General features: G+C 63.8%; 20 protein-coding genes and 1 pseudogene. 15 read left to right on the forward strand and 6 right to left on the reverse strand.

The annotated features are described in order from the left end of the window. Nucleotides 1–281 precede the first annotated feature (281 nt). The 6 genes and pseudogenes from ACZ5BO_RS12865 (at nt 282) to ACZ5BO_RS12890 (ending at nt 6523) form a co-directional block, all read left to right on the forward strand. A pseudogene (locus ACZ5BO_RS12865) lies at nt 282–1357 on the forward strand (ATP-NAD kinase family protein). A 2-nt stretch (nt 1358–1359) separates the two neighbouring features. After that, on the forward strand, nt 1360–2337 hold the full coding sequence (locus ACZ5BO_RS12870; RefSeq protein WP_370058879.1) for a thiamine pyrophosphate-dependent dehydrogenase E1 component subunit alpha: 978 nt from the start codon (nt 1360–1362) through the stop codon (nt 2335–2337). 30 nt (nt 2338–2367) lie between these two features. Further along, nucleotides 2368–3381 carry an alpha-ketoacid dehydrogenase subunit beta gene (locus ACZ5BO_RS12875; RefSeq protein WP_464700196.1) on the forward strand — a complete coding sequence of 338 codons (1014 nt, stop codon included), beginning with the start codon at nt 2368–2370 and terminating at the stop codon, nt 3379–3381. Further along, nucleotides 3381–4493 carry an acetoin dehydrogenase dihydrolipoyllysine-residue acetyltransferase subunit gene (locus ACZ5BO_RS12880; RefSeq protein ID WP_464700198.1) on the forward strand — a complete coding sequence of 371 codons (1113 nt, stop codon included), beginning with the start codon at nt 3381–3383 and terminating at the stop codon, nt 4491–4493. Before ACZ5BO_RS12875 ends, ACZ5BO_RS12880 begins: the two co-directional genes overlap by 1 nt. Before the next feature lie 88 nt (nt 4494–4581). Then, a complete protein-coding gene (locus ACZ5BO_RS12885) occupies nt 4582–5655 on the forward strand; it encodes a 2,3-butanediol dehydrogenase (protein WP_464701246.1) in 1074 nt (357 codons plus the stop codon). Between the two features lie 142 nt (nt 5656–5797). Then, nucleotides 5798–6523 carry a hypothetical protein gene (locus tag ACZ5BO_RS12890; RefSeq protein WP_464701248.1) on the forward strand — a complete coding sequence of 242 codons (726 nt, stop codon included), beginning with the start codon at nt 5798–5800 and terminating at the stop codon, nt 6521–6523. A 682-nt stretch (nt 6524–7205) separates the two neighbouring features. Here the strand turns inward: ACZ5BO_RS12890 and ACZ5BO_RS12895 are convergent. Both ACZ5BO_RS12895 and ACZ5BO_RS12900 read right to left on the reverse strand, forming a co-directional pair. After that, nucleotides 7206–8492 (reverse strand): MFS transporter, encoded by a 1287-nt coding sequence (locus ACZ5BO_RS12895; protein WP_025130100.1) that lies wholly within the window; start codon nt 8490–8492, stop codon nt 7206–7208. Nucleotides 8493–8567: 75 nt separating this feature from the next. Continuing rightward, on the reverse strand, nt 8568–9947 hold the full coding sequence (locus tag ACZ5BO_RS12900) for a M20 family metallopeptidase (RefSeq protein WP_464700200.1): 1380 nt from the start codon (nt 9945–9947) through the stop codon (nt 8568–8570). A 116-nt stretch (nt 9948–10063) separates the two neighbouring features. Between ACZ5BO_RS12900 and ACZ5BO_RS12905 the strand changes: the two genes are divergently transcribed. After that, nucleotides 10064–11017 (forward strand): LysR family transcriptional regulator, encoded by a 954-nt coding sequence (locus ACZ5BO_RS12905; protein WP_025130098.1) that lies wholly within the window; start codon nt 10064–10066, stop codon nt 11015–11017. A gap of 49 nt (nt 11018–11066) precedes the next feature. On the opposite strand, the gene ACZ5BO_RS12910 is transcribed toward ACZ5BO_RS12905, so the two are convergent. Both ACZ5BO_RS12910 and ACZ5BO_RS12915 read right to left on the reverse strand, forming a co-directional pair. Next, nucleotides 11067–11573, reverse strand: coding sequence for a GNAT family N-acetyltransferase (locus ACZ5BO_RS12910; RefSeq protein ID WP_464700202.1), 507 nt, complete (start codon nt 11571–11573; stop codon nt 11067–11069). 167 nt (nt 11574–11740) lie between these two features. Continuing rightward, on the reverse strand, nt 11741–12916 hold the full coding sequence (locus tag ACZ5BO_RS12915; RefSeq protein WP_464700204.1) for a MerR family transcriptional regulator: 1176 nt from the start codon (nt 12914–12916) through the stop codon (nt 11741–11743). A 227-nt stretch (nt 12917–13143) separates the two neighbouring features. Between ACZ5BO_RS12915 and ACZ5BO_RS12920 the strand changes: the two genes are divergently transcribed. From ACZ5BO_RS12920 to ACZ5BO_RS12930, 3 genes are all read left to right on the forward strand, one after another. Continuing rightward, nucleotides 13144–14004, forward strand: a complete 861-nt coding sequence (locus ACZ5BO_RS12920; protein WP_464700206.1) for an AraC family transcriptional regulator — start codon at nt 13144–13146, stop codon at nt 14002–14004. 774 nt (nt 14005–14778) lie between these two features. Continuing rightward, nucleotides 14779–15192, forward strand: coding sequence for a c-type cytochrome (locus ACZ5BO_RS12925; RefSeq protein ID WP_464701250.1), 414 nt, complete (start codon nt 14779–14781; stop codon nt 15190–15192). A gap of 178 nt (nt 15193–15370) precedes the next feature. Then, the gene (locus tag ACZ5BO_RS12930) at nt 15371–15625 is read left to right on the forward strand and encodes an Imm32 family immunity protein (RefSeq protein ID WP_464700208.1); all 255 of its coding nucleotides are present in this window, start codon (nt 15371–15373) and stop codon (nt 15623–15625) included. Nucleotides 15626–15670: 45 nt separating this feature from the next. On the opposite strand, the gene ACZ5BO_RS12935 is transcribed toward ACZ5BO_RS12930, so the two are convergent. Both ACZ5BO_RS12935 and ACZ5BO_RS12940 read right to left on the reverse strand, forming a co-directional pair. Beyond that, nucleotides 15671–16027 carry a DUF6572 domain-containing protein gene (locus tag ACZ5BO_RS12935; RefSeq protein ID WP_464700210.1) on the reverse strand — a complete coding sequence of 119 codons (357 nt, stop codon included), beginning with the start codon at nt 16025–16027 and terminating at the stop codon, nt 15671–15673. 107 nt (nt 16028–16134) lie between these two features. Next, entirely contained in the window at nt 16135–17046 is a 912-nt protein-coding gene (locus ACZ5BO_RS12940; protein WP_464700212.1) for a LysR family transcriptional regulator, read from the reverse strand. A gap of 193 nt (nt 17047–17239) precedes the next feature. Here ACZ5BO_RS12940 and ACZ5BO_RS12945 point away from each other — a divergent pair, with 193 nt between their 5' ends. The 5 genes from ACZ5BO_RS12945 (at nt 17240) to ACZ5BO_RS12965 (ending at nt 24316) form a co-directional block, all read left to right on the forward strand. Then, entirely contained in the window at nt 17240–17542 is a 303-nt protein-coding gene (locus ACZ5BO_RS12945) for a peptidoglycan-binding domain-containing protein (RefSeq protein ID WP_464700214.1), read from the forward strand. Between the two features lie 154 nt (nt 17543–17696). After that, entirely contained in the window at nt 17697–19322 is a 1626-nt protein-coding gene (locus ACZ5BO_RS12950) for a peptidoglycan D,D-transpeptidase FtsI family protein (RefSeq protein ID WP_464700216.1), read from the forward strand. A 23-nt stretch (nt 19323–19345) separates the two neighbouring features. After that, the gene (gene mrdA / locus ACZ5BO_RS12955; protein WP_025130090.1) at nt 19346–21256 is read left to right on the forward strand and encodes a penicillin-binding protein 2; all 1911 of its coding nucleotides are present in this window, start codon (nt 19346–19348) and stop codon (nt 21254–21256) included. Between the two features lie 116 nt (nt 21257–21372). Further along, entirely contained in the window at nt 21373–23736 is a 2364-nt protein-coding gene (locus ACZ5BO_RS12960; protein ID WP_464700218.1) for a penicillin-binding protein 1A, read from the forward strand. Between the two features lie 148 nt (nt 23737–23884). Then, complete coding sequence (locus tag ACZ5BO_RS12965) at nt 23885–24316, forward strand: hypothetical protein (RefSeq protein WP_464700220.1); 432 nt, start codon at nt 23885–23887, stop codon at nt 24314–24316. The last annotated feature ends 317 nt before the right edge of the window (nt 24317–24633 follow it).

Raw genomic sequence — 24633 nt, forward strand, 5'->3', positions numbered from 1 at the left:
ACGCCGCCGGGACGACAGTGAGACGCAACGTCTCAAGGTCTCGCCAGAGCCCTGTGCAGCCTGACATGCAACGTCTCACGGAGCGCTTTCTTCAACGCTCTGCAAAAGATGCAGCAGCCGCTCTGGAACGGCCATCTTCAGAGGTTTTTCGACAACTGGCACCGGCCTTGCTCTAGCCCTTGGCAACCAGCCCTTGGCAACCCGCGCCGACTGGCCCATCGAAGAATAAGAACGAGGTGCCCGATGTTTTCTCCTGCCTGTGCTCCGCCCGCGGTGAGCCCATGAGCCGCCGCCCCCTCACCGTCGGCATCATCGCCAACCCGGCCTCGGGCCGCGATGTGCGCCGCCTGACCGCCAACGCCGGGCTGTTCTCCAGCACCGACAAGGTCTCGGTGATCCAGCGCCTGCTGGCGGCCTTCGGTGCCACCGGCATCACCCAGGTGCTGATGCCCACCGACATGACCGGGATCGCCGCCGCGGTGCACAAGAACAGCCGCAGCCGCCAGGCCCGGGAGCAGCACTGGCCGGCCCTGGAGTTTCTCGACCTGACCCTGCGCCAGAGCGTCGAGGACACCCGCCAGGCCGCACGTTGGATGGCCGAGCGCGGAGTGGCGCTGATCGCCGTGCTCGGCGGCGACGGCACCCACAAGGCGGTGGCCGCCGAGGTCGGTGATATCCCGCTGCTGACCCTGTCCACCGGCACCAACAATGCTTTCCCGGAACTGCGCGAAGCCACCAGCGCCGGCCTCGCCGGTGGGCTCTACGCCAGCGGCCGGGTGCCCGCCGAGATCGCCCTGCGGCGCAACAAGCGCCTGCTGGTGCGCGAGCCGGCCCGGGGCCTGTGCGAAGTGGCCCTGGTGGATGTGGCGGTATCGCCCCTGGCCTTTGTCGGCGCCCGGGCCATCAGCCGCGCCAGCGACCTGGCGCAGGTCTTCGTGACCTTTGCCGAACCCCAGTCCATCGGCATTTCCGCCCTCTGCGGGCTGTGGCTGCCGGTGACCCGCCAGGAGCCCCACGGCGCCTGGATGCGCCTGGACCCGCAATCCCCCGAAGCGCTGCTGGTGCCCCTGGCCCCGGGCCTGTTGCAGGGCTGCGGGGTGCTGGACGCCGGCTACCTGCAACCCGAGGTGCCCCAACCGCTGTGCCTGAACGCCGGCACCCTGGCCCTGGATGGCGAGCGCGAGATCGAATTCAACCCCCACGACCGGCCCACGGTCACCCTGGATGCCAGCGGCCCGCTGAGCATCGACGTCAACGCGGTCCTGGAACACGCGGCGCGCCAGCGCCTGCTGGCCATCGATCGCGAGCACCGGCAACACCCCTTGAACCTTCAGTCCCAAGACACCCTGGAGAATAAAAATGTCGACACCCTTGACCACTGACCAGTTGCTCCACGCCTACCGGGTGATGCGTACCATCCGCGCATTCGAAGAACGCCTGCACGTGGAATTCGCCACCGGCGAGATCCCCGGTTTCGTCCACCTCTACGCCGGCGAAGAAGCCTCGGCGGCCGGGGTCATGGCCCACCTGCGGGACGATGACTGCATCGCCTCCAACCACCGTGGCCACGGCCATTGCATCGCCAAGGGCGTGGACGTCTACGGGATGATGGCGGAGATCTACGGCAAGAAGACCGGGGTCTGCCAGGGCAAGGGCGGCTCCATGCACATCGCCGATTTCGAGAAGGGCATGCTCGGCGCCAATGGCATCGTCGGTGCCGGTGCGCCGCTGGTGGTGGGCGCGGCCCTGGCCGCCCGGCTGCAAGGCACCGACGGCGTGTCGGTGGTGTTCTTCGGCGACGGCGGCTCCAACGAAGGCGCGGTGTTCGAGGCCATGAACATGGCCTCGGTGTGGAACCTGCCGTGCCTGTTCATCGCCGAGAACAACGGCTACGCCGAGGCCACGGCGTCCAACTGGTCGGTGGCCTGCGATCACATCGCCGACCGCGCCGCCGGCTTCGGCATGCCCGGGGTGACGGTGGACGGATTTGATTTCTTCGCCGTGCACGAAGCTGCCGGTGCCGCCGTGGAGCGGGCCCGGGCCGGGGAGGGGCCGTCGCTGATCGAGGTCAAGCTGACCCGCTACTACGGCCACTTCGAGGGCGACGCCCAGACCTACCGCGCCCCCGACGAGGTCAAGCATTACCGCGAGCACAACGACTGCCTGATGCAGTTCCGCCAGAGCACCACTCGTTCCGGACTGCTGCAGGCCAGCCAGCTGGAGCAGATCGATGCAGAGGTGGACGCGCTGATCGAGGACGCGGTGCGCAAGGCCAAGTCGGACCCCAAGCCGAGCCCGGCCGATCTGCTTAGCGATGTGTACGTCGCTTACCCATAACGCCCCACAGAACAACAAGAGACCACCATCATGGCGAGAAAAATCAGTTACCAGCAGGCCATCAATGAAGCCCTGGCCCAGGAAATGCGGCGCGACCCCAGCGTGTTCATCATGGGGGAAGACGTGGCGGGCGGTGCCGGCGCCCCCGGCGACAACGACGCCTGGGGCGGCGTGCTCGGGGTAACCAAGGGCCTCTACCATCAGTTCCCCGGGCGGGTGCTGGACACCCCGTTGTCGGAGATCGGCTACGTCGGCGCCGCAGTCGGCGCCGCCACCCGTGGCGTGCGCCCGGTGTGCGAGCTGATGTTCGTCGACTTCGCCGGCTGCTGCCTGGACCAGATCCTCAACCAGGCGGCGAAGTTTCGCTACATGTTCGGCGGCAAGGCCCAGACCCCGCTGGTGATCCGCACCATGGTCGGCGCCGGCCTGCGCGCCGCGGCCCAGCACTCGCAGATGCTCACCTCGCTGTGGACCCACATCCCCGGGCTGAAAGTGGTTTGCCCGTCGTCGCCCTACGACGCCAAGGGCCTGCTGATCCAGGCGATCCGCGACAACGACCCGGTGATCTTCTGCGAGCACAAGCTGCTCTACAGCCTGCAGGGCGAAGTGCCGGAAGAGTCCTACGCGATTCCCTTCGGCGAGGCCAACTTCCTGCGCGACGGCAAGGACGTGACCCTGGTGTCCTACGGGCGCACGGTGAACACCGCCCTGGAAGCAGCCCGCAGCTTGGCTGGGCGCGGCATCGACTGCGAGGTGATCGACCTGCGCACCACCAGCCCCCTGGACGAAGACAGCATCCTGGAAAGCGTGGAGAAAACCGGGCGCCTGGTGGTGATCGACGAAGCCAACCCGCGCTGCTCCATGGCCACCGACATCTCGGCCCTGGTAGCGCAGAAAGCCTTCGCCGCCCTCAAGGCGCCGATCGAAATGGTCACCGCGCCCCATACGCCAGTGCCGTTCTCCGACGCCCTGGAAGACCTGTACATCCCCGACGCGGCGAAGATCGAGAAAGCCGTGCTCAACGTGATCGAGTGGAGCCGCTGATGAGCCAGATCCATACCCTGACCATGCCCAAGTGGGGCCTGTCGATGACCGAGGGCCGGGTCGATGCCTGGCTCAAGGAAGAAGGCCAGAGCATCAGCAAGGGCGATGAAGTGCTGGACGTGGAGACCGACAAGATCTCCAGCAGCGTCGAGGCGCCGTTCTCCGGCATCCTGCGCCGGCAGATCGCCCGCCAGGACGAGACCCTGGCGGTGGGCGCGCTGCTGGGCATCGTGGTCGATGGCGAGGCCAGCGACGCCGAGATCGACGCGGTGATCGAGCAGTTCCAGGCCAGCTTCGTGCCCGGCGACAGCGCCGACGAAGACAGCGGCCCGGCGCCGCAGAAGGTGGAAATCGGCGGCCGGCTGATCCGTTATTTCGAGCGCGGTGAAGGCGCCACGCCAGTGCTGCTGGTGCACGGCTTTGGCGGCGACCTCAACAACTGGCTGTTCAACCACGAGGCCCTGGCCGCCGGGCGCCGGGTGATTGCCCTGGACCTGCCGGGCCACGGCGAATCGGCCAAGGCCCTGCAACGGGGCGACCTCGACGAATTGAGTGAAGTGCTGCTGGCGCTGCTGGATCACCTGGAGATTCCCGCGGCCCATCTGGTGGGCCACTCCATGGGCGGCGCGGTGTCCCTCAACACCGCGCGGCTGGCGCCAGACCGCGTGCGTTCCCTGACCCTGATCGGCAGCGCCGGGCTGGGCCGCGAGATCAACGGCGACTACCTGCAAGGCTTTGTCGAGGCCAGCAACCGCAATGCCCTCAAGCCGCAGCTGGTGCAGCTGTTCTCCAATGCCGAGCTGGTGAACCGGCAGATGCTCGACGACATGCTCAAGTACAAGCGCCTGGAAGGGGTGCAGGCGGCCCTCGGGCAGCTTGCTAGCAGCCTGTTCGCCGACGGCCGCCAGCAGGCCGACCTGCGCCCGCTGGTGCAGGACGGGCCGCAGCCGGTGCTGGTGATCTGGGGCAGCGACGACCGGATCATTCCAGTGAGCCATAGCGCCGATCTCAAGGCGCAGATCGAGGTGCTGCCGGGGCAGGGGCACATGCTGCAGATGGAAGCGGCGGAGCAGGTCAACCGCCTGATCCTCGACTTTATCCAGCAGCACTGAGGTGTTCTGCGGCGGCCAGGGGGCCGTCGCAGCTCGATAACAATAAGGAGAAGCCAAGATGAGTGTTTCCCTCAAGCCGGTTCCCAGCATGCGTGCCGCGGTCTGGCACGGCCGCCATGATATCCGCGTCGAAGACGTGCCACTGCCCGACGCGCCGCCTGCCGGCTGGGTGCAGATCCGCGTCGACTGGTGCGGCATCTGCGGCTCTGACCTGCACGAATACATGGCCGGGCCGGTGTTCATTCCGGTGGACGCACCGCACCCGCTGACCGGGATCAAGGGCCAGTGCATCCTCGGCCACGAGTTCTGCGGCGAGATAGTCGCCCTGGGCGAAGGGGTCCAGGGTTTCAGCGTCGGCCAGCCAGTGGCCGCCGACGCCTGCCAGCACTGCGGCACCTGCTACTACTGCACCCACGGCCTGTACAACATCTGTGAAAACCTGGCCTTTACCGGGCTGATGAACAACGGCGCCTTCGCCGAATTGGTCAACGTCCCGGCCAACCTGCTGTACGCCTTGCCGGCCAACTTTCCCGTCGAGGCCGGAGCGCTGATCGAGCCGCTGGCGGTGGGCATGCACGCGGTGAAAAAGGCCGGCAGCCTGCTGGGGCAGAACGTGGTGGTGGTCGGTGCCGGCACCATCGGCCTGTGCACCATCATGTGCGCCAAGGCCGCCGGTGCGGCCCAGGTGATCGCCCTGGAAATGTCCGGTGCACGCAAGGCCAAGGCCCTGGAAGTCGGCGCGACCCACGTGCTCGACCCCAAGGAATGCGACGCCCTGGCCGAGGTCAAGCGCCTGACCGGCGGGTTGGGGGCCGATGTCAGCTTTGAATGCATCGGCAACAAGCACACCGCCAAGCTGGCCATCGACCTGATCCGCAAGGCCGGCAAGTGCGTGCTGGTGGGAATCTTCGAAGAGCCCAGCGAGTTCAACTTCTTCGAGCTGGTGGCCACCGAGAAACAGGTGCTGGGGGCCCTGGCCTACAACGGTGAGTTCGCCGATGTGATCGCCTTTATCGCCGATGGCCGCCTGGATATCTCACCCCTGGTGACCGGGCGGATTCAGCTGGAAGAGATCGTTGGCCAGGGCTTCGAAGAGCTGGTCAACAACAAGGAGCACAACGTCAAGATCATTGTTTCCCCCGGTCAGTTGCGACGCTCGTAAACGAGCGATTTGGCGATGGCCGCCAGCGGTCATCGCACTTTTTTACAGTTTTGCGTTCTATCACCAGGCCTGGCCGCGCCGATCCCCGCCGCAGCCCGTGAATCCTGACCCGGTGCCGATGGCCTACGCTCCCTCTTCTTGCATGATGCAAACCCGCTTTCAGCGCCTGCTGCTGGCCGGGCTGCTGATACTCAGCGCCAGCGCCTGCACCCAGCAGCAAGGGCGCGACATCGCCAAACAGTTTCGTGAAGGCAAGCCTGACGAATTCTTCCAGACCAGCGTCGACCGCATGGCCACCATCGGCATGCGCGACAACCTGCAGAGCCTGTACCTGCTGATGGGCAAGCTCTACCTGCGCAACCCCAGCCAGTGGCGCAAGTCGGGCTATCCCGATGGCACCACGGCCCAGCGGCAGATCCGCAATGCCATTGAACAGCGCCAGCCGCTACCGGCCCTGGGGGATCGCCGCGACCTGGCGGCCTTGAGTTATTCCCTGAGCCCGGAGTTCCAGGGCGATCGGGTCGGAGCCTTCATCTATGCCATTGGCAGCATGCTGGTGACGGCCCATGGCGGGCGGACCGAGTTCTACATGACCGACAGCATCGACCCGCAATTTGTCAGCAACGCCGCGCGCAACATCGAAAAGGCCACCTGGCTGCTGAGCCAACGCCAGGATGCCAACGGCGTACTGTTGCTGTTCTCCAACGAGATTTCCGAAGAGGGCAGCAACCTGAGTTTTGCCGTGGAGTTCGGCAAGATCGTCGCGCGCCTGGATCTACTGACGCAGATGCTCGACGAGCGCTACCGTCGGGTGGGGCTCAATTATGCGCAGAGCTTGTTGCTGATGAATTTCTTGCCGGTCCAGTAGGAGCTGGCTTGCCAGCGAAGGCGCCCGCACGGGCGATGCAAGGCTCAAGGGCCTCTTCGCCGGCAAGCCGGCTCCTACAGGAAACTGCACGCTCTATCTGCCTGCTGTAGGAGCTGGCTTGCCAGCGAAGGCACCCACCCAGACGCTGCAAGTCCCAAGGGCCTGTTCGCCCAGACGCTGCAAGACTCAAGGACCTCTTCGCCGGCAAGCCGGCTCCTACAAGGATCTGCACGGACTATCTGCCTGCTGTAGGAGCTGGCTTGCCAGCGAAGGCGTCCGCCCAGACACTGCAAGGCTCAAGGGCCTGTTCGCCGGCAAGCCGGCTCCTACGGGGAACGGCACGGACTATCTGCCTGCTGTAGGAGCTGGCTTGCCAGCGAAGGCGCCCACCCAGACACTGCAAGGCCCAAGGGCCTGTTCGCCGGCAAGCCGGCTCCTACAGGGAACTGCACGGACTATCTGACTGCTGTAGGAGCTGGCTTGCCAGCGAAGGCGCCCGCCCAGACGCTGCAAGGCCCAAGGGCCTGTTCGCCGGCAAGCCGGCTCCTACAGGGATCTGCACGGACTATCTGCCTGCTGTAGGAGCTGGCTTGCCAGCGAAGGCGTCCGCCCAGACGCTGCAAGGCCCAAGGGTCTGTTCGCCGGCAAGCCGGCTCCTACACGGCGTTTGGCTAGGCCTCTCTCAGGTCATTCCGAGTTTTTTGCGCGCCATCAACAGGGCTGCGACGCTCAACGCTGCCGCCAGCATCAGGTAGAAACTCGGCGCCAGTTGCGAGCCGCTCAGAGCAATCAGTCCGGTGGCGATCACCGGGGCAAAACCACCGAAGATCGTGACGCCGAGGTTGTAGCTCAGGGACATGCCGGTGACCCGGGTGCGCACCGGGAAGATGTCCGCCATCAGTGACGGCAACGGGGCGAAGTACACCGCCTTGATCAGGGCCATCATCGCCACCACCAACAGCAGGGAGCTGGCGCTGGGGCGGCTGTTGAGCCAGAAGAACGCCGGCAGGATCGCCACGGCGTAGACCACCGCGGCTGCCAGCATGATTTTCAGGCGCCCGATATGGCCGGACAGGTAGCCGACGATGGGCGTGACTAGGGTCAGGATCAGGCCGCCGGTGAGGGTCGCCAGAAAGCCCGAGGACTGGGCGATGTTCAGGCTGGTGGCAGCGTAGGACGGCATGTACTGGATCATGTAGTTCGAGGCGGTGGACACCACCAGGGTGCCCATGGCGATCAACAGCAGGGTCTTCTGGGTCACCAGCACTTCGCGCAATGGGCGCTCCCCTGGTTCGCTGGCCTTGAAGTCCGGCGACTCGTCCACCGTGCGGCGGATGTACAGGCCCACCGGGCCCAGCAGCAGGCCGAAGAAGAACGGTACGCGCCAGCCCCAGTCGAGCATCTGCTGGGGATCGAGGTGCTTGGTCAGGAAGTAGCCGAAGGTCGAGGCGATGACCACGCCAAAACCCTGGCTGGCGAACTGCAGGCTGGCGACAAAGTGCCGGGTGCGCGGCGGCGCGTGTTCGAGCATGAAGGCGGTGGAGGTGCCGAACTCGCCACCGGCGGAGAAGCCCTGCAGCAGCCGGGCCACAAGAATGCCGATCGGCGCGGCGATGCCCAGGGTGGCGTAGCTGGGCATGATGGCGATCAGCAGGGTGCCCGCCAGCATGATCAGGATCGACAGGGTCAGGGCCTTCTTGCGGCCCCGGCGGTCGGCGTAGGAGCCCAGCACTGCCGCGCCCAGGGGGCGGATCAGGAACGAGATGCCGAAGGTGGCAAAGGCCAGCAGCAGGGAAAAGGTCGGGTCGGCCGTGGGAAAGAACACCTGGCTGATGGTCAGGGCGAAGTAGGCGTAGATCGACAGGTCGAACCACTCCAGGGTGTTGCCGATCAGGGCGGCGCCTATGGGTTTCCACAGGGCCTTGGGTTCGACCCGGATCGCGGTCGAGGTGGCGGCTAACTCTGTCATACGAGACGCTCCTGCTTATTGTTGGATTTTGAGCGACAGGTGCTCGACCAGAGTCGAGCGGGGTAAGCGATGGCCTCAGGACCGGGGCAGGTCCCCCAGGTCCCAGAACAGGGCCGTCATGATCTCCAGGCCTTCACGAATCACCGGCAGCAGCAGGTGTTCGTCCGGGGCGTGCTGCGAGCAGCCGGGGTAGGAGTGGGGAATCCACAGGGTCGGCAGCCCCAGCACTTCGGCAAAGATGTCGTTGGGCAGGGTGCCCGCCAGGTTCGGCAACAGCGCCAGGCGCTGCGCACTGCTGCCTGCAATCGAGGTTTTGGCGAACCGGACCCAGGGGTTGTCCGGGTCCAGGCGGGTGGCCGGAGAGCAGCGCTCCATGATGATCTCGACCTGGTGGAAACCTTCGCGGTCCAGGTGCGCCCGCAGCAGGCTTTCCAGCTGCTGCCAGGGGGTGCCGAGAACAAAGCGCAGTTGGCAGAAGGCCACGGCCCGGGGTGGGATCGCGTTCACCGGTTTCTGCGGGTTGCCGGTGCTGAAGGCGAGAATCTCCAGGGTGTTCCAGGCGAACAGGCGCTCGCCCAGGGTCAGCCCCGGTTCGCCCCAATCTTCGTCCAGGGGTCGGCCCAGGGAGTCGCGATCAATCTCCAGGTCGGCAATGGCGGCGCGCACATTGTCGGGAATGTGCGCCGGCAGCAGTTCGCGGCAGCGGATGCGGCCGTTGCGGTCCACCAGGCTGGCCAGGGCGTTGGCCAGCACCACGCCGGGGTTGCTCATGACCCCGCCCCAGTTGCCTGAGTGCAGGCCCTTGTCCCGAGTGTTGAGCTCCAGGCGGAACTGCGCCGAGCCCCGGGAGCCGAGGAACAGCGTCGGCCGCGCCTGATTCAGCCGTGGGCCGTCGGAGGCGATGAACACATCGGCCCGCAGCAGTTCGCGCTGCTCCTGGCACAGTTGGCGCAGCCCCGGGGAGCCGGCTTCCTCGCCCATTTCGAACAGCAGCTTGAGGTTGAAACCCAGGCGCCCGTTGCGGGCCTTGAGCACCTGCTCCAGGGCCGCCAGGTTGATGCTGTGCTGGCCCTTGTTGTCGGCGGTGCCACGGCCGTACCAGCGCTCGCCCTCCAGGGTCAGTTGCCAGGGATTCAGGCCGGCGCGCCACTGTTCGGCGTAACCCGGCACCACGTCGCCGTGGCCGTAGCTGAGCACCGTGTGCAGCGCCGGGTCTTCCAGGCGCGTGGCAATCAGGAACGGCCCACCGGCCTCGGGGTTGGCCAGCAGTTGGCAGTCGAAGCCCAGGCGCTGCAGCAGCGGCTGGATTTCTTCCAGCAAATAGCGCGGCAGCTCGCTGGCGTGGGCCGGGTCCTGGCTGTCACTGCGAAACGCCACCCGGCGCCGCAGGTCCTGTTCAAAGTGGCCATCGTCCAGGTACTGGCGCACGCCAGTCAGGGCAGCTTGCTTGGTCATTGCAACTCCGGTCGGGCAAGGGGAACGGGCCCATGGTGGAGTTGGCCAAGGCATCTGTATATTGCTGTTTTTTGAAGGCGTCATTCTAAAAATTGGATGCCTGCAAGGAGACGCAGATGGACTATCGGTACTTTCTGGCGGTGATCGATGCCGGCTCCCTGGCCGCCGCAGGGGAGCGTTTGCATATCGCCCCCAGCGCGGTGAGCCGGCAGATCGCCCTGCTGGAAGAGAGCGTTGGCGTGGCGCTGTTCGAGCGGCGTCCGCGGGGCATGCAACTCACCGCCGCCGGCGAAGCCCTGGCCGAACACGCCCGGCGTACCTGGCTGGAGCAGGAGAACATCCTGGCCGAACTGCGCGGCGAGGGTTACCCGGGGGCCAAGGTGATCCGCCTGGTATCCACCGAGGGCCTGTCGCGGTATTTCCTGCCGCGGGTGCTGCTGGAGCATTACCGCCTGCGGCCTGGAGCCGAGTACCGCCTGGATGTGATCTCGCCCCACGAGTGCGTGCAGCGCATTCGTCGCGGCGAGGCGGATGTCGGGCTGACCTTCAGCACCGAACCGGTGGAGGGGGTGAATGTGTGCTACTCGATCCGCTCGCCGATTCGCGCCCTGATGCGGGCGGGGCATCCGCTGGCCAACGCAGGGGTGCTGTCGTTGGAGCAGGTACAGGCGTTTCCCGTGGCCTTGACGCCCAAGGGCACCACCCAGCGGCAACTGCTGGACCTGGTGTGCCAGCTGGACGGCCTGAGCTTCGATCAGGTGATGACCTGCAACTTTTCCGGGGCCCTGCATGAGTTTGTGCGCCAGTCGGATACGGTGGCCTTTGCCAGCGCCATCAGTGGCGAAGGGCAGGGCATGGATGGGCTGGTGTCGGTGCCGCTGTCCAACCCGCGCCTGGGCGATCGGGACATCCAGGTGCTGACCATGCCCAAGCGGGTGCTGCCGCAGAGCCTGGGGTTTTTTATCGAGACTTTGATTGCAGGGTTGCAGAAGTCGGCTGAGGCGCCGCCGGGCGAGACGGCCGGCAGCACAGGATTGAACCGCCCCCGGCGTCCGGTCGCCGCCCGCTGAACAGCTCGGCCAGGGGGCAGGGCGGCCCTTGAATCGGGCGCCTCAGGCCTTATTGGCTGGCGGCGAAGGATTCCGCGTAGTGCACCGTGCCTGCAGGCAAGGCACCGCCGAAGGACAACGTCTGGAAATACCCTTGAGGCACGCCGGGCAACTGCAAACCGTCATAGGCTTGGAAGCCGAAGCGTTGGTAGTAGCCAGGGTCGCCCAGCACCACGCAGCCCTGGGCCCCAAGGTTCTGCAAATCGGCCAGCGCGGCTCGCATCAGGCTTGAGCCGATGCCCTGGCCTTGTCGGTCCGGCCGTACGGATATGGGCCCGAGCCCGTACCAGCCGACTTCCCCGCCCGACAGGGTGACCGGCGAAATCGCCACATGCCCAACCAGGGTGTCCTGCTCTTCGGCCACCAGGGACAGGGTCAATTGCCCGGCACGGCGCAGTGCGTTGACGATGAAGTGCTCGGTGTGGCTGGAGTGGGCTTGCTGGGCGAACGCCGCGGCAGTCAGTTCAGTGATGGTCTCGATGTCTTCGGTGCTTTCGTTGCGGATGGTCAGGTTCATCTCGATGACTCCTTCATGGGGATGGATCAGGCCGCGCCAAGTGAGAAACAGCGCGGTGGCTTTTTACGGTATGGCGCGCGGCCTCTCAGGCCGAAGGCCCAAGCCGCGTCAGGTGGCTGTCGCGCCGTGGTTCGGGGGTGTGCAATGGGTTGCCGGCCAAGGCAGCGCTAGGCGGGGTTTTTCTGCAGGACGAAAAACTGATAGCCGTAGTCGCCCAGGAAGCGCTGGTGAATCTCCAGCTCCTCCTGGATGTCTGCCAGGGCCCTGGAGCCCATGCCTTGAGCGGACAGTGCGACGACCTTCGCACGCAGGGGCACCAGGTAGTTGTCCCAGGCTTGGCGGCTCAATGGAAAACTGTGCAGCAACTGATAGCCCTGCGAGTGGATGTCCGCCACTCGGCGCTCCAGTGTGGCCATGTCCGGGTAGTTGCTGTGCCAGAACGCCAAGGCTTGCGGCGCGGGCTGCCGGGTCAGCCAGATCAGGTCGCTGATCACCAGGAATCCCTGCGGCCTGATAAACCGCCTCCAGTCTTGCAAGGCGTTGGCAAAGCCGATGATGTAGGCGCTGCCCTCGGCCCAGATGGCATCGAACGAAGCCGGTGCAAAGGGCAGCTCGCTCATGCTCGCGCACAGGGGCTGGACCTGCTGCGCCAAGGCCTCGGCGGTGGCGGCGGCCTGCAGTTGGGCCAGGCTGTATTGGTCGTTGTCCAGGGCGGTGACCTGCCCCTGGCTGTGCCTGGCCAGCAGCAAGCTGCTGGGGCCACGGCCGCAGCCGATGTCCAGCAGGCTCTGTGGCAGCACGGGCAGGCTGTGCAGGGCCTGCAACGTGTCTTCGGCAGACCCCGGCCCGAGGCGCTCCAGGCCCTCGACGATGCGCTCGAAATCGGCCATGTAATGGTCGTGCTCATTCATGTCTTTGGATAACCATTTCAGGCGCAATGCCTGCTTTTCGTTGAACCCCTGCTTCAGCAGCCAGGCCAGGTGCGCGCCCGGGGCCTGGTGCTCCAGGGCTTGATGCCAGCCGCGCAGGGACGCTTGCCCCAGCATGGCGGCGAGCAGGTCCCGGGCTTGCTGCTTGTGTGCAATCTCCTGGTCCAGGGCCTGCAAGCGTTGAAGCAGCAATGAGCGGTCTATGCAGGTGTCCAGGCATGCCTGGCACTCCTTCAAGGTCAGCCCGCCGGCCTGAAGCTGTTGCAGCAACTTCAGCTGTTGCAGGTCATGCTCGGCATAGACGCGGTAGCCATTGGCCTGGCGCCGGGATGCAATCAGCCCCAGCTTTTCGTAATAGAGCAGGGTAGAACGGCTTAGACCGACCTTTTGCGCCAGCTCGGAAATGCGATACATGACCTTTCCCTCGTTGTAGGGCGTAGCACCCTAAACTATGAAGTTGTAGACAGGTAAAGCAGCAAAAGCACAGGAGAAGATTTTTTTCATCGCCTGGATGTGCGCACCCGAGGGGCTGCCGCGGGCAACCCGGGGGCACCTTGAGCAAGAGCGGCTAGGCGTGCTCATGCCGGGATAGCCGATCCTTTGCCTACCGTAATTCCCGGAGTCTTTGCCCAGTGCCTGACATGTCGATCAACGCCGCCTATGCGAAACGCTTCAACGCGGTACTCGCCTATATCGATGGGAACCTCGAAGGCGATCTGTCGGTGAGAACCTTGAGCCGTGTGGCGAACTTCTCGGAGTTTCATTTCCATCGGCAGTTCACGGCGTTCGTGGGTGTGCCTGTGTCCCGTTATGTGCAGTTGATGCGGTTACGGGATGCGGCGCATCGCCTGGCCTCTCAGGCAGATTACTCGGTGCTGGAGGCCGCACTGGGTGCGGGTTTCGAAAGTCCCGAGGCATTCTCCAGGGCGTTCAGGCGCGGGTTCGGCATGACGCCGAGCGTGTTCAGGAAGCAGCCGAGCTGGCAGGTCTGGAATGCGGTGTTCGCTATCCCTCATTTTTCCAGGAGCATCATCATGCAAGTACGAATCGTGGACTTTGCCCAAACCCGGGTCGCAGCGCTGGAGCACTGTGGGCCTGCGGGGCTGGTCGGTGAAAGCGTGCGCCGATTCCTCGACTGGCGCATGCAGAGCGGGCAGTCGCCGGTGGCGTCGAGTCGCAGCTTTGGAGTGCCCTTTGGCAATCCCGATACCACGCCGCCGCAGGAGTTTCGCTTTGCCATCTGCGGGGAGATTCATCAAGCCGTGGCGGCCAATGAGTCGGATGTTCGGGAGATGGTCATTGCCGGGGGCCGCTGCGCGGTGGTGCGGCATGTGGGGTCGCCGGATCATATCGGTGAATCCATCTATCCGATCTATCGCGATTGGCTGCCGGGCAGTGGCGAGGAGTTGCGGGATCAGCCGTTGTTTTTTGAGTATCTGAGTGTTTATCCGCAGACGCCGCTGGAGCAGTGGTTGACGGATATTTATGTGCCGTTGCGGTAGCGGGCGCAGTGTTGGCTTTGGGGGCGTAGCCGATGCTGCGGTCATGGCTGCTTGGGGCGGTGCTCTTGCTGGGAGGTCGGGGTAAATCTCCAGCGCTTCGGTAACGGCCTTCTATGGGTTGGCGCTGACCGCGAGTCACTTTGGAAGCACTGGAATGTCGCCCAGCCCAACGTAACCACAGGCTTCTGCCCCTCCACTTGGTGCCTCGCATCGCGGGGCATGCCCTCACTCCGGCTTTGATCCCTGGGCTGCCGCCACCGGCCATTCATGGTCGGTGGCGGCTAACCTGGCATCCCGGCCGGGTTAGCCACGGTTCAATCCCTGCGTTCGCCATCGTGGTTAACGGGGCCAGCAGATCAAGATCACGACGGCGGCCTTGGACGATCAGGGGGAGGGGGCTCTTCGCAAGTTGTGAGCGGGGGGCTTTGAGGCGTCTCTCGCTTAGATGGCGAAGTACAGGAGGGGCGAATAAAGACAGCGGGTCTCCTGCGCAGGCTTGGCAGTTGCTATAAGGCAAGTTTATTCATTAGTCCCGCAGGAGATACTTGCAAGCAATAACGTCTCAAAGGAGAATGGCGGGCTTCTAACGATCTCCATTAGTGGGTGTTAGTTTAAAAAAACAGTTGACGGCAGCTGTGTGAAGCAAAGATTTAAAATAAAACTCCGTTTGGGCTGAAGTCCATCTCTCGCGAAGTGAACTCATTGCTGATGAACAGTCTCGGTGCTGGTGTTATCGAGTTAGTGGGGAACTGTACTAATTCGGCGCGTTTGATGATGGCTCTATATAACAAGGATGTATGGAAAGTGAAAACAAGAATATTGCTCATCGCTGCGCTGGGGCTGTTATCGCTGGCTCAAGCAACACTGTCCTTCGCGGATAATGCCAATGGCAAGAATCTCTATGTACAGAGGTGTGCCGTGTGCCATGGAGCCGATATCAAGGCAAGCGGACCACTGGCTCATAAGAGCAATCCTCCTACCCCGGACCTGACAACAGCCGCTTTCAAGAAACGGCTGAATGATTATCCAGGGGTAATCGTCTCATCGGTCATACTGCGCCCTAACGGGGACTTGATTCCAAGAACGCTGCGCGAGAACGGGGTAAAGATTGCGCCGCACGCCTGGAGCGTTCAGGACTTTCGCGATTTGAATCAATACATGAGTGGCTTGATTTCAAGAAGTCGATGATGGGCGGCGAGGAGCAATCGCCAGGGAGCAATCTCGAATAGCTCCGCCCTGAACTTGCCGGCCGATTTGGGCGGTGGCTTTCGAGCAGAGGCAGGCACTCGGGCCCCGAGCAGGTATTGGTCAAATCCTGCCTGTGGTCTCGATGCAGAAGCGACTGACCAGTGCAGGAATTCAACCTTTGAGCACGCTGAAAAAATTTACCCTTCATGGAACCGCCGTCGGCAGCGAGCAGAGCATCCAGCTGGATGAGATTTCAATTCTCGCCGAGCCGGACACGCTCAGGAAGCTGGGTGTGTTCCTGATCAACGCGGCACACGAGATGTCGGCGAACGGGCTGGAGCATGTGCACCTGCAGGACCTGATCGAGAACTTCTCACCTCAGGAACATGTGGACGTGATTGCCCTCAACCAGACGCTGCTCAAGCCGGCATGAGGCACCCTGACGCTGTGCTCGGTCGGCAACCGCCCAGCTCATGCGCTACAGGCTGCGAATGCTTTCATCGGCCTTGAGCTCAAACTCGAAGCCAATGCCCACTTCATTGAGGGTCTCTGTAACCCGGCCCATGAAACACTCGGCCTGCTCGGGGAGTTCATACAGCCCCAGGACACGGATGATCGGGTACTTGCCGTAGGCGCCGGGGATTTCACTGTAGATCTCGCCACTTTCGATGAAGGCGATGTAGGTGTTGATTTTCTCTTGCAGCATGAGCAGGTGTTTGCCTTGCTCCGCCTTGCCGCCCCATTCGAGGTGGTCGGTAATGATCAGGATTACGCTGTCGGGCTCGCGTTTTGGGGTTGCCCAGATATCGATGACCCTTGGGTTGGTGATGGACATGGCTGATCCTTCAGGCAACGGGGTTGGGGAGTACAGGATGCGGCCCTCGGGTTATGAGGGGCGCAGTGCAAAGTGTCTGTTCTGAGGCGCTTGTGAACCCCAGCCCTTCACTGCAGAAAGAAATCCTCCTTGATCGAATCCAGCAGCAGTGACTTGACGATCTGCAGCGCGCTGTCGTGCTTGCTGCCCACGCGCATGCCGATCTCCAGCTCGTAGGAAGGCATGGGCACGGGGCAGGGGAAGGTTTGCAGTGAACTGATCCGTTGCATGGCGCGTGCGGCATGGGTGGGCACGGTGGTGATCAGTTTCGAGCCCACCAGCAGGAAGGGAACGGCGGCGAAGTGCGAGGTCGAAGCCTTGATCGTGCGGGTCAGGCCGACGTTGTTCAGCCCTTCGTCGACGATGCCGACATAACCTGCGGACGACACCAGCAAGTGCGGGCGCTGAGCGTAGTCTTCTGCGGTCAGCGGGATGGAGTTCTGGGCGTCGGCGATGCCCAGGTAGTTGCCGCGGCCGAGCCTGATGCGGGTAATCAGGTGCGAGGACAGGCCTCCGGCGGAGATGGCGATGTCGATCTTCTGGCCCATCAGCATGTCTTGCACGACGCCGCTGTGGGTTTGCCGGAAGAGGATGCGCAGGCCGGGCAGGCGCTCCTCCACCATCGAAAGAATCTTCTGCCCCAGGGCTATTTCACTGTCATCGGACAGGCCGATGGTGAGGGTGCGGCCCTTCACTTGCTGGCCGTCGGAGGCCATGGCCAGGGCCAGCCTGCAGCGGTTGATGGCTTCTTCCACCAGGGGGTACAGCTGGTTTGCGCGCATGGTCGGGCGCAGGCCGCGCCCCGTGCGTTCAAACAAGGGGTCGCCATAGAGCTCCCTCAAGCGTGCGAGGGATGCACTCACCGCCGGCTGCGTAACCCCCAGCCGCAGCGCCGCCCGGCTGGCACCGCCTTCTTCGACCAGGGCGACAAAAACCCTGAGCAGGTTCAGGTCGATGTTTTCGATATCAATAGGGTTCATATCAGATAGCTTGAATTGCGCATTGATCTATATTGTATCAGCCATAAAATGGCCTGCCTAAACAAACTGCGGCTCGAATTGCAGGGCCGTTGCTGATGTTGCCAATACTTGGCGAGTGCCAGTCAGTTCGGTCTTTTCTGCGCCGGCACAAGCCTTGGCTGTGGGATCAAAGGTTTAAGCCAGAGGTTGAAGTATGGCGCGCCACGTTAAATATCTTGCGGTCATGGTGCTCTTTGCCTGGGCGTTTGAACTTTCTGCCTGCCTGTTTGAAACCGCCACGGCTTGCCCTTTGGCCGAAGAAGTTGTGGGCAAGTTACAGCAGGCCTTGGCAGAGCGAAATTATTATCAGGGAACAATAGATGGTGTGGTGGGGGAGAAAACCGCCGAGGCCATCTTTCTGTTCCAGTTGGACCGCGAACTTCCGTTAACCGGCAGTCTCAACTCACAGGTCCTGCAGCGGCTGGATATAAGGCCACCCACGTGGTTATCGGAATAAGTTCATGGCTGGCAGGGCCAGCGCAGGGAAACATCATTGTTTCGCTATCAAAGGTCAGTGGCTGGAAAGTGGTTTTACTCTTATGGCTTTAACCCATGGCCCGGCGTCGGGTTCTCCATGGCGCTTCAGGCTGGCTGTTGGTCTGGTGGGGGTGATGGCCGCCATTGTGTGCGGCCGGATCATTCAACTGCAGATCGCCGACAAGGCGTTTCTGATCAGGCAGGGCGATGCCCGTAGCCTGCGCTCTGTGGCTATCCCGGCCTATCGAGGCTTGATCACCGATCGCCATGGGCAGCCGTTGTCCGTCAGCACGCCGGTGACCACGGTCTGGCTCAATCCCCGGGAGTTGATGGGCCAGCAAGGCCACTGGGCTGCATTGGCCCAGGCCCTTGAGGTGCCACAGAGCCGCTTGAGTTCGATCATTCTGCGCAACCCGCAGAAAGAGTTTGCCTACCTGCATCGGCGCGTTGCTCCCCAGGTGGCGGAGCAGATGATGCAGGCGGTGCAGGCGCTCAAGGCCACGGGTGTCTACACGCTGCAAGAGTCCCGCAGGTTTTATCCGGCGGGCGCAACCACGGCGCATATCATCGGCTTTACCGATATCGACAACCGCGGCAGCGAAGGGCTCGAACTGGCTTATGAGAATGTGCTGCGCGGGCGCGATGGCAAGCAGCTGGTACTGAAGGATCGGCGCGGCCACTTGATCGAGGACCTGGGGGTTGCACGCCTGGCCAGGCCCGGGCAGACGCTTGAGCTGTCTGTGGATCTGCGTCTGCAATACGTGGCCGATCGAGAGCTGCGCGAGGGCATTGCCAGCAACGGTGCGGATGCCGGCAGCGTGGTGATCATGGATGTGCGCACCGGCGAGATCCTGGCCCTGGCCAATCAGCCCAGCTACAACCCGAACAACCGCTCCCGGCTGACGCCGTCGATGATGCGCAATCGGGCGGTGGTCGATGTATTCGAGCCGGCTTCAACCCTCAAGCCATTCTCGGTGGCCGCCGCGCTGGAAAGCCGGCGCTGGAAGCCGACGGATACGGTGCATGTGGCAACCGGCACCTTGCAGATTGGCCAATACACCATTCGCGATGCCTCCAGGACCGCGGGCGAAACCCTGGACCTGACCGGCATCCTGGTGCGTTCGAGCAACGTCGCCATCAGCCAGGTGGCCTTCGATATCGGCGGGCCGCGGATTCATGACCTGCTGCAGCGGGTGGGCCTGGGCCAGGACACGGGCATCGGGTTCCCCGGTGAACAGAGCGGGGTGCTGCCCCTGCGCCGGGAGTGGCGGCCCACCGAAACCGCAACCCTGGCCTACGGCTATGGGGTGTCCGTTACCGCGGTACAGCTGGCCAGGGCGTACGCCACCCTGGTCAACGGCGGTGTCCGGGTGCCCGCTTCGCTGCTGCGGGTTTCTGCCGCGCCCAAGGGCGTCCAGGTGATGCCGTCCAGCGTCGCCAATACCGTGAAAGACATGCTGGTGCAGGTGGTTGAAGGCCCCCGGGGCATCTATCGGGCCAAGGTTCCGGGCTATCACGTGGGTGGAAAAAGCGGCACCGCGAGAAAGACCAGCCAGGGGGCCAAGGGTTATCTGGCCCACTCCTACCGCGCCATGTTTGCCGGCTTTGCCCCGGCGGCAAACCCCAGGTTGGTGATCGTGGTGGTGGTGGACAACCCCAGGAACCACGGCTTTTTTGGCGGGCTGGTATCCGCCCCGTTGTTCAGCAAGATCATGTCGCAGGCTCTGCGTCTCACTAATGTGGCTCCCGATGATATTTGAAGCCTATGCAGCAAGAGTTGCCCATGCCGCAAATCAGTAACTTCAATCACCAGCAAACAGAAGATGCCATCGTCTCCAAACGCATAATGGCCAGTGCCGTGCTGGTGATCCTGCTGACAGGGGCACTGGTGGTCAGGCTTTATTTCCTGCAAGTGACGCAACATGACTACCAGGTGGCGGTGGCGGAGAAGAACCGCGTGCACTTAAGGCTCATCCCGCCAGAGCGGGGGCTTATCTATGACCGCAACCACGTGGTTCTGGCCGATAACGTACCCAGTTTCAACTTGACCCTGACCCGCGAACGCGCCGGGGATGTCAGTGCCGTCATGGGCCATCTGCTGCGGATTCTGCAATTGCCCGAGGCCGAACGCAGCAGGATCGAGAAAGAACTGCGCCGCGCAAGAAGAGCCTTCGAGCCCGTGACGCTGATGCTGGACCTGACGGAAAAACAGATCGCGCAGGTGGCGGTCAATCAGTTCCTGCTGCCCGGTGTCGAGGTCCAGGCGCAGTTTCTCAGGCAGTACCCCCAGGGCGAGCATTTTGCCCACTCGGTGGGCTATGTCGGGCGGATCAATGAGCAGGAATACAAGCGCCTCGACCCGGCCCGATACCTGCGCAGCCAACTGATCGGCAAGACCGGGATCGAGCGTTTCTACGAAGACGCCCTGCATGGCCAGATGGGCTTTGAAGAGGTCGAGACCAACGCCCAGGGCCGGGTGATGCGGGTGTTGCGCCGGCACAATCCGATTGCCGGGCAGGACATCGTCCTGACCCTGGATGTGCGGCTGCAAGGTGCGGCAGAGGAGGCCCTGGGGGACCGGCGCGGCGCCGTGGTGGCCCTGGACCCGGCCACCGGCCAGGTGCTGGCCATGGTCAGCCGGCCGAGCTTCGACCCCAACCCCTTCGTCAAGGGCATCTCTGCGCCCGGTTACGCCGCCCTGCGCGACTCGGAGGACATGCCGCTGTTCAACCGGGTGCTGCGCGGGCTCTATCCGCCGGGCTCGACCATCAAGCCCATGGTGGTGGTGGCCGGCCTGGACAGCGGCGTGATCACCCCCACCAGCCAGGTGTTCGACCGGGGTTACTTCGAGCTGCCCAACTACAAGCACAAGTACCGCAATTGGAACCGCGGCGGCGAAGGCTGGGTGGACATGTACGACGCGATCATGCGCTCCAATGACACCTACTTCTATGACCTGGCCCACAAGCTGGGGGTCAGAAGGCTGCACAGCTACCTCAGCGAGTTCGGCCTGGGGCAAAAGGTGTCCATCGACCTGTTCGAAGAGGCGGCGGGGTTGATGCCGTCGCCGGAATGGAAGCGCGCCACTCGCCGGCAGCAGTGGTACCCCGGGGAAACCCTGATCCTGGGCATCGGCCAGGGCTACATGCAGGTCACGCCCCTGCAGCTGGCCCAGGCCACCAGCCTGATCGCCAACCGCGGCGTCTGGCACCGGCCGCACCTGGCGCTGGCGGTGGGCGGCCAGGCGCCGGTGGACCCCAAGCCGATGCCCAACATCGTGTTGAAACAGGCGCGAACCTGGGATCAGGTGATCCAGGGCATGCAAATGGTCATGCACAACCCCCGTGGCGTCGGCCGCGCTGCCGCCCGGGGCGCGCAGTACCGCATCGCCGGCAAGAGCGGCACGGCGCAGGTGGTGGCGATCAAGCAGGGCGAACGCTACAACCGCAACAAGACCCATGAACGCCACCGGGACAACGCGCTGTTTGTCGGCTTCGCCCCGGCCGAGCATCCGGCCATCGTGGTGGCGGTGATGATCGAGAACGGCGAGGCCGGGGCCCGGGTCGCCGGTCCGGTGGTGCGCAAGGTCATGGATGCCTGGCTGCTGGATAGCCGTGGCCAGCTGAAAGCGCAGTTCGCGGCACCGGCGGCCCTGGAGCCCAACCCCAGCCCGCTGACGGTGAATGCCAGCTAGCCGCGCAGGCGTTGTCCATGTGGGGCTGACGCGGCAGGCACGAGGCTGCAGCCTGTAGCGCGCAAGACACCGGCCAGGGCTTCAGGGCCCGCCGCGTTCGAATTCAAAAACGTTCAATGAGGAAACTACGGGTGCGAGTCATTCACTATCTGGGCTGGAGCCTGCTGGCGCTGATCAGCGTGCTGCTGCTCGCCGCCAGCGGCACCTACCTTTATCTGCAACCCCAACTGCCCGATGTCGAGGCTCTCAAGGACGTGCACCTGCAGGAGCCGCTGCAGGTCTTCACCCGGGATGGCAAGCTGATCGCCGAGTTCGGTGAAGTGCGGCGCATACCCCTTGCCAGCGCGGACATTCCGCCGGATTTTCGCTCGGCCTTGATGGCCGCCGAGGACGGCAACTTCTATCAGCATGCCGGGGTCGACCCGGTCGGCCTGCTGCGGGCTGCGCTGCAACTGCTCAAGAGCGGCCACGTGCGCTCCGGGGGCAGCACCATCACCATGCAAGTGGCGAAGAACTTCTTCCTCAGCCGCGAGCGAACCCTGTCGCGCAAGCTGACCGAGATCCTCCTGGCCCTGCAGATCGAGCGCAGCCTGAGCAAGGAGGAAATCTTCAACCTGTATGTGAACAAGATCTACCTGGGCAAGCGCGCCTACGGCATCGCGGCGGCGGCCAACATCTACTACGGCAAACCGGTAGCGCAGCTGAGCCTGGCCCAGGTGGCGATGATTGCCGGGCTGCCCAAGGCGCCATCGCGCTACAACCCGATCAATAACCCGGCCCGGGCCCAGCAGCGTCGCGACTGGATCCTGGGGCGCATGTACGAGCTGGGCAGCATTGATCGGCAGCGTTACCAAGCCGCGTTGGCGGAAGGCGTCGATGCCAGTTACCACGCTCCGGAGCCGGAGGTCGATGCCCCCTATATCGCCGAAATGGCCAGGGCGGACATGCTCCGGCGCTTTGGCGATGAGGCCTATACCCTGGGCTTGCGGGTGGTGACCACGGTGCCCAGCCAGTTGCAGGCGTCGGCCACCTCGGCGTTGCGCAACGGCTTGAAGACCTACGACAAGCGCCACGGCTACCGCGGCCCCGAAGGCCATTTTGCCGGCAAGGTCAGCGATCAATGGCCCGAGCAACTCAAGCGTTATCCGGCCTATGGCGGCTTGCAGGCGATGGCGGTGACCCAGGTCTTCGAACAGAGCATCAGCCTGGTGGACGCCAGCGGCCAGCAACACTCCGTGCCCTGGAGCAGCATGAAATGGGCGCGTCCCTACCTCGGCCACAGCGCCCTGGGGCGCGTGCCGGCGCGGCCGGCCGATGTGGTCAAGGTCGGGGATGTGGTGCGCGTCGACCGGCAAAACGAGCCGCTGCTGAGCTTCAGCCAGGTGCCCAGGGCCCAGGGCGCGCTGGTGTCGGTTGCGCCGGAAGACGGGGCGATCCAGGCGCTGGTGGGGGGCTTTGATTTTCAGCAAAGCAGCTTCAACCGCGTGCTGCAGGCCAAGCGTCAACCCGGGTCGAGCTTCAAGCCCTTCATCTACTGCGCGGCCCTCGACAGCGGCTACACCCCGGCGAGCCTGGTCAACGATGCGCCCATTGTGGTGGGCGGCGGCGACGCCGGCCCGGTGTGGCGCCCGCAAAATGAGAACCGCACCTTCCTCGGGCCGATTCGCCTGCGCGAAGCCCTCAACCGTTCACGCAACATGGTCTCCATCCGCCTGCTGCAAGCCATGGGAGTGGAGCGGACCATCGACTACATCGCGCGCTTCGGCTTCAACCGCGAGGACCTGCCCCACAACCTGTCCCTGGCCCTGGGTACCGCTTCGGTCACGCCCATGGAGGTGGTGGCCGGCTGGAGTACCTTCGCCAACGGCGGCTACAAGATCAGCCCGTACTTCATCGAACGGATCGAAGACCGCAAGGGCGCGATCCTGTTCCAGGCCCGTCCGCCAGCGGCGCCCACCCCGCAGCAGCCGGCCCCCGAGATACCGGCGGAACAGATCGTCGACAGCCGCACCACCTACCTGCTCACCAGCCTGCTGCAGGGCGTGGTCCAGCGCGGCACCGGCCGCGCCGCCGCAGCCATGCATCGCCCGGACATCGGCGGCAAGACCGGCACCACCAACGAGGCCAAGGACTCCTGGTTCACCGGCTACAACGGCCACAACGTCACCAGCGTCTGGGCCGGCTTCGATCAACCGCAGAGCCTGGGTCGACGTGAATGGGGCGTGACCATCGCGCTGCCGATCTGGATGGAGTTCATGACCGCGGCGCTTGAGGGCACGGCGCCTTATTCCCAGCCGCAGCCGGCCGGCATCGTGACCCGGCGCATCAACCTGGAGGATGGCTCGGCGGCCAGTGCGGATTCTTCCCGCACGGCGATGGAGGTGTTCAGGAGTGACAATCTGCCGTCGGTGGGCGAGGGAGAGGGGGCATCCGTCGACGGCGCCGCGGACATGCAGCGCACGCTGCAGGAACTGTTCTAGTGGCCGGGCAGGGCCCTGATGGCGAGAACCGAACCAGCGATTTTCCAGCAACCGTTGCGTAATGGATATTTGGCCATAGGATGTGCGCGTTGCCGATGATGATCGGGCCCCATCGTCATGATCCTTTACTCAGTTTCAAGGTTGATGCATGAATCCGGATGACTTCAAGAAATTCAATATCGGTTCAATTATTCGGGCCACTGAAAGCTCTGCTGCGCTCAAACACCAGCTCGGCTTCCTGATCAAGGTTCTGCAAGAACTGGATATCCAGTTCTCCGACTGCGAGCAGGATCCTTTGCGTCTGGCGAAAGCCTATGTCGCCGGGGAAATTCCTATTGAGCGCTGCAAGGCGCAGGCTGCGGTCTGGTGGGCAAAAATTGATGAGCAAGGAGCAGTACGGGAGCTCAAGGATCGGGAGGTATTGAAGGCACGACTGGCCATTTGTCTGCTGGCGAATGATGAGGACGATCTTTCCGTGTTGGGAGATAACCTCTCGTGGTTTCTTGAGGTGTTGGGTTTCTTGAATGTGGAACCGATGAAGCCCATTGCAATGATGAGAGAGTATTTCGAGTTCAAATAGAATTTCATTCGCGCCCGGCTCACTCTCAGTGCCCTGGCCGGCCGCCTGACAACAGGCAAGGGCCCATGGGGTTTGCTGGCTCCAGCCGTCACGCGGGCGGGGTGCTCGAAGCGTTTTCGAACTGCACTGATTGCGCGGTTGCGGAAGGAGGGGGAGGGCGCACTGATGACGGTGGCGCGAGCCTGTTCCGAGCGCCCGCACCGGCAAGAGGAGATCGAGGTTTTTCCATGAGCAGCATGTGGATTGCATGGCGCTTGATCGGGCGCTGATCCGGCCGGCATGAGGTATTGCTGCGCGCTGCTCGATCGGGGAGCGCG

Source organism: Pseudomonas sp. FFPRI_1 (assembly GCF_055384485.1).

Bases quoted from the DNA above. Each gene is read 5' to 3' on its own strand.
- ACZ5BO_RS12870 (WP_370058879.1), top strand. From the start codon at position 1,360: ATGTCGACACCCTTGACCACTGACCAGTTGCTCCACGCCTACCGGGTG.
- ACZ5BO_RS12875 (WP_464700196.1), top strand. From the start codon at position 2,368: ATGGCGAGAAAAATCAGTTACCAGCAGGCCATCAATGAAGCCCTGGCC.
- ACZ5BO_RS12880 (WP_464700198.1), top strand. From the start codon at position 3,381: ATGAGCCAGATCCATACCCTGACCATGCCCAAGTGGGGCCTGTCGATG.
- ACZ5BO_RS12885 (WP_464701246.1), top strand. From the start codon at position 4,582: ATGCGTGCCGCGGTCTGGCACGGCCGCCATGATATCCGCGTCGAAGAC.
- ACZ5BO_RS12890 (WP_464701248.1), top strand. From the start codon at position 5,798: ATGATGCAAACCCGCTTTCAGCGCCTGCTGCTGGCCGGGCTGCTGATA.
- ACZ5BO_RS12895 (WP_025130100.1), bottom strand. From the start codon at position 8,492: ATGACAGAGTTAGCCGCCACCTCGACCGCGATCCGGGTCGAACCCAAG.
- ACZ5BO_RS12900 (WP_464700200.1), bottom strand. From the start codon at position 9,947: ATGACCAAGCAAGCTGCCCTGACTGGCGTGCGCCAGTACCTGGACGAT.
- ACZ5BO_RS12905 (WP_025130098.1), top strand. From the start codon at position 10,064: ATGGACTATCGGTACTTTCTGGCGGTGATCGATGCCGGCTCCCTGGCC.
- ACZ5BO_RS12910 (WP_464700202.1), bottom strand. From the start codon at position 11,573: ATGAACCTGACCATCCGCAACGAAAGCACCGAAGACATCGAGACCATC.
- ACZ5BO_RS12915 (WP_464700204.1), bottom strand. From the start codon at position 12,916: ATGTATCGCATTTCCGAGCTGGCGCAAAAGGTCGGTCTAAGCCGTTCT.
- ACZ5BO_RS12920 (WP_464700206.1), top strand. From the start codon at position 13,144: ATGTCGATCAACGCCGCCTATGCGAAACGCTTCAACGCGGTACTCGCC.
- ACZ5BO_RS12925 (WP_464701250.1), top strand. From the start codon at position 14,779: ATGGCTCTATATAACAAGGATGTATGGAAAGTGAAAACAAGAATATTG.
- ACZ5BO_RS12935 (WP_464700210.1), bottom strand. From the start codon at position 16,027: ATGTCCATCACCAACCCAAGGGTCATCGATATCTGGGCAACCCCAAAA.
- ACZ5BO_RS12940 (WP_464700212.1), bottom strand. From the start codon at position 17,046: ATGAACCCTATTGATATCGAAAACATCGACCTGAACCTGCTCAGGGTT.
- ACZ5BO_RS12945 (WP_464700214.1), top strand. From the start codon at position 17,240: ATGGCGCGCCACGTTAAATATCTTGCGGTCATGGTGCTCTTTGCCTGG.
- ACZ5BO_RS12950 (WP_464700216.1), top strand. From the start codon at position 17,697: ATGGCCGCCATTGTGTGCGGCCGGATCATTCAACTGCAGATCGCCGAC.
- mrdA (WP_025130090.1), top strand. From the start codon at position 19,346: ATGCCGCAAATCAGTAACTTCAATCACCAGCAAACAGAAGATGCCATC.
- ACZ5BO_RS12960 (WP_464700218.1), top strand. From the start codon at position 21,373: ATGAGGAAACTACGGGTGCGAGTCATTCACTATCTGGGCTGGAGCCTG.
- ACZ5BO_RS12965 (WP_464700220.1), top strand. From the start codon at position 23,885: ATGAATCCGGATGACTTCAAGAAATTCAATATCGGTTCAATTATTCGG.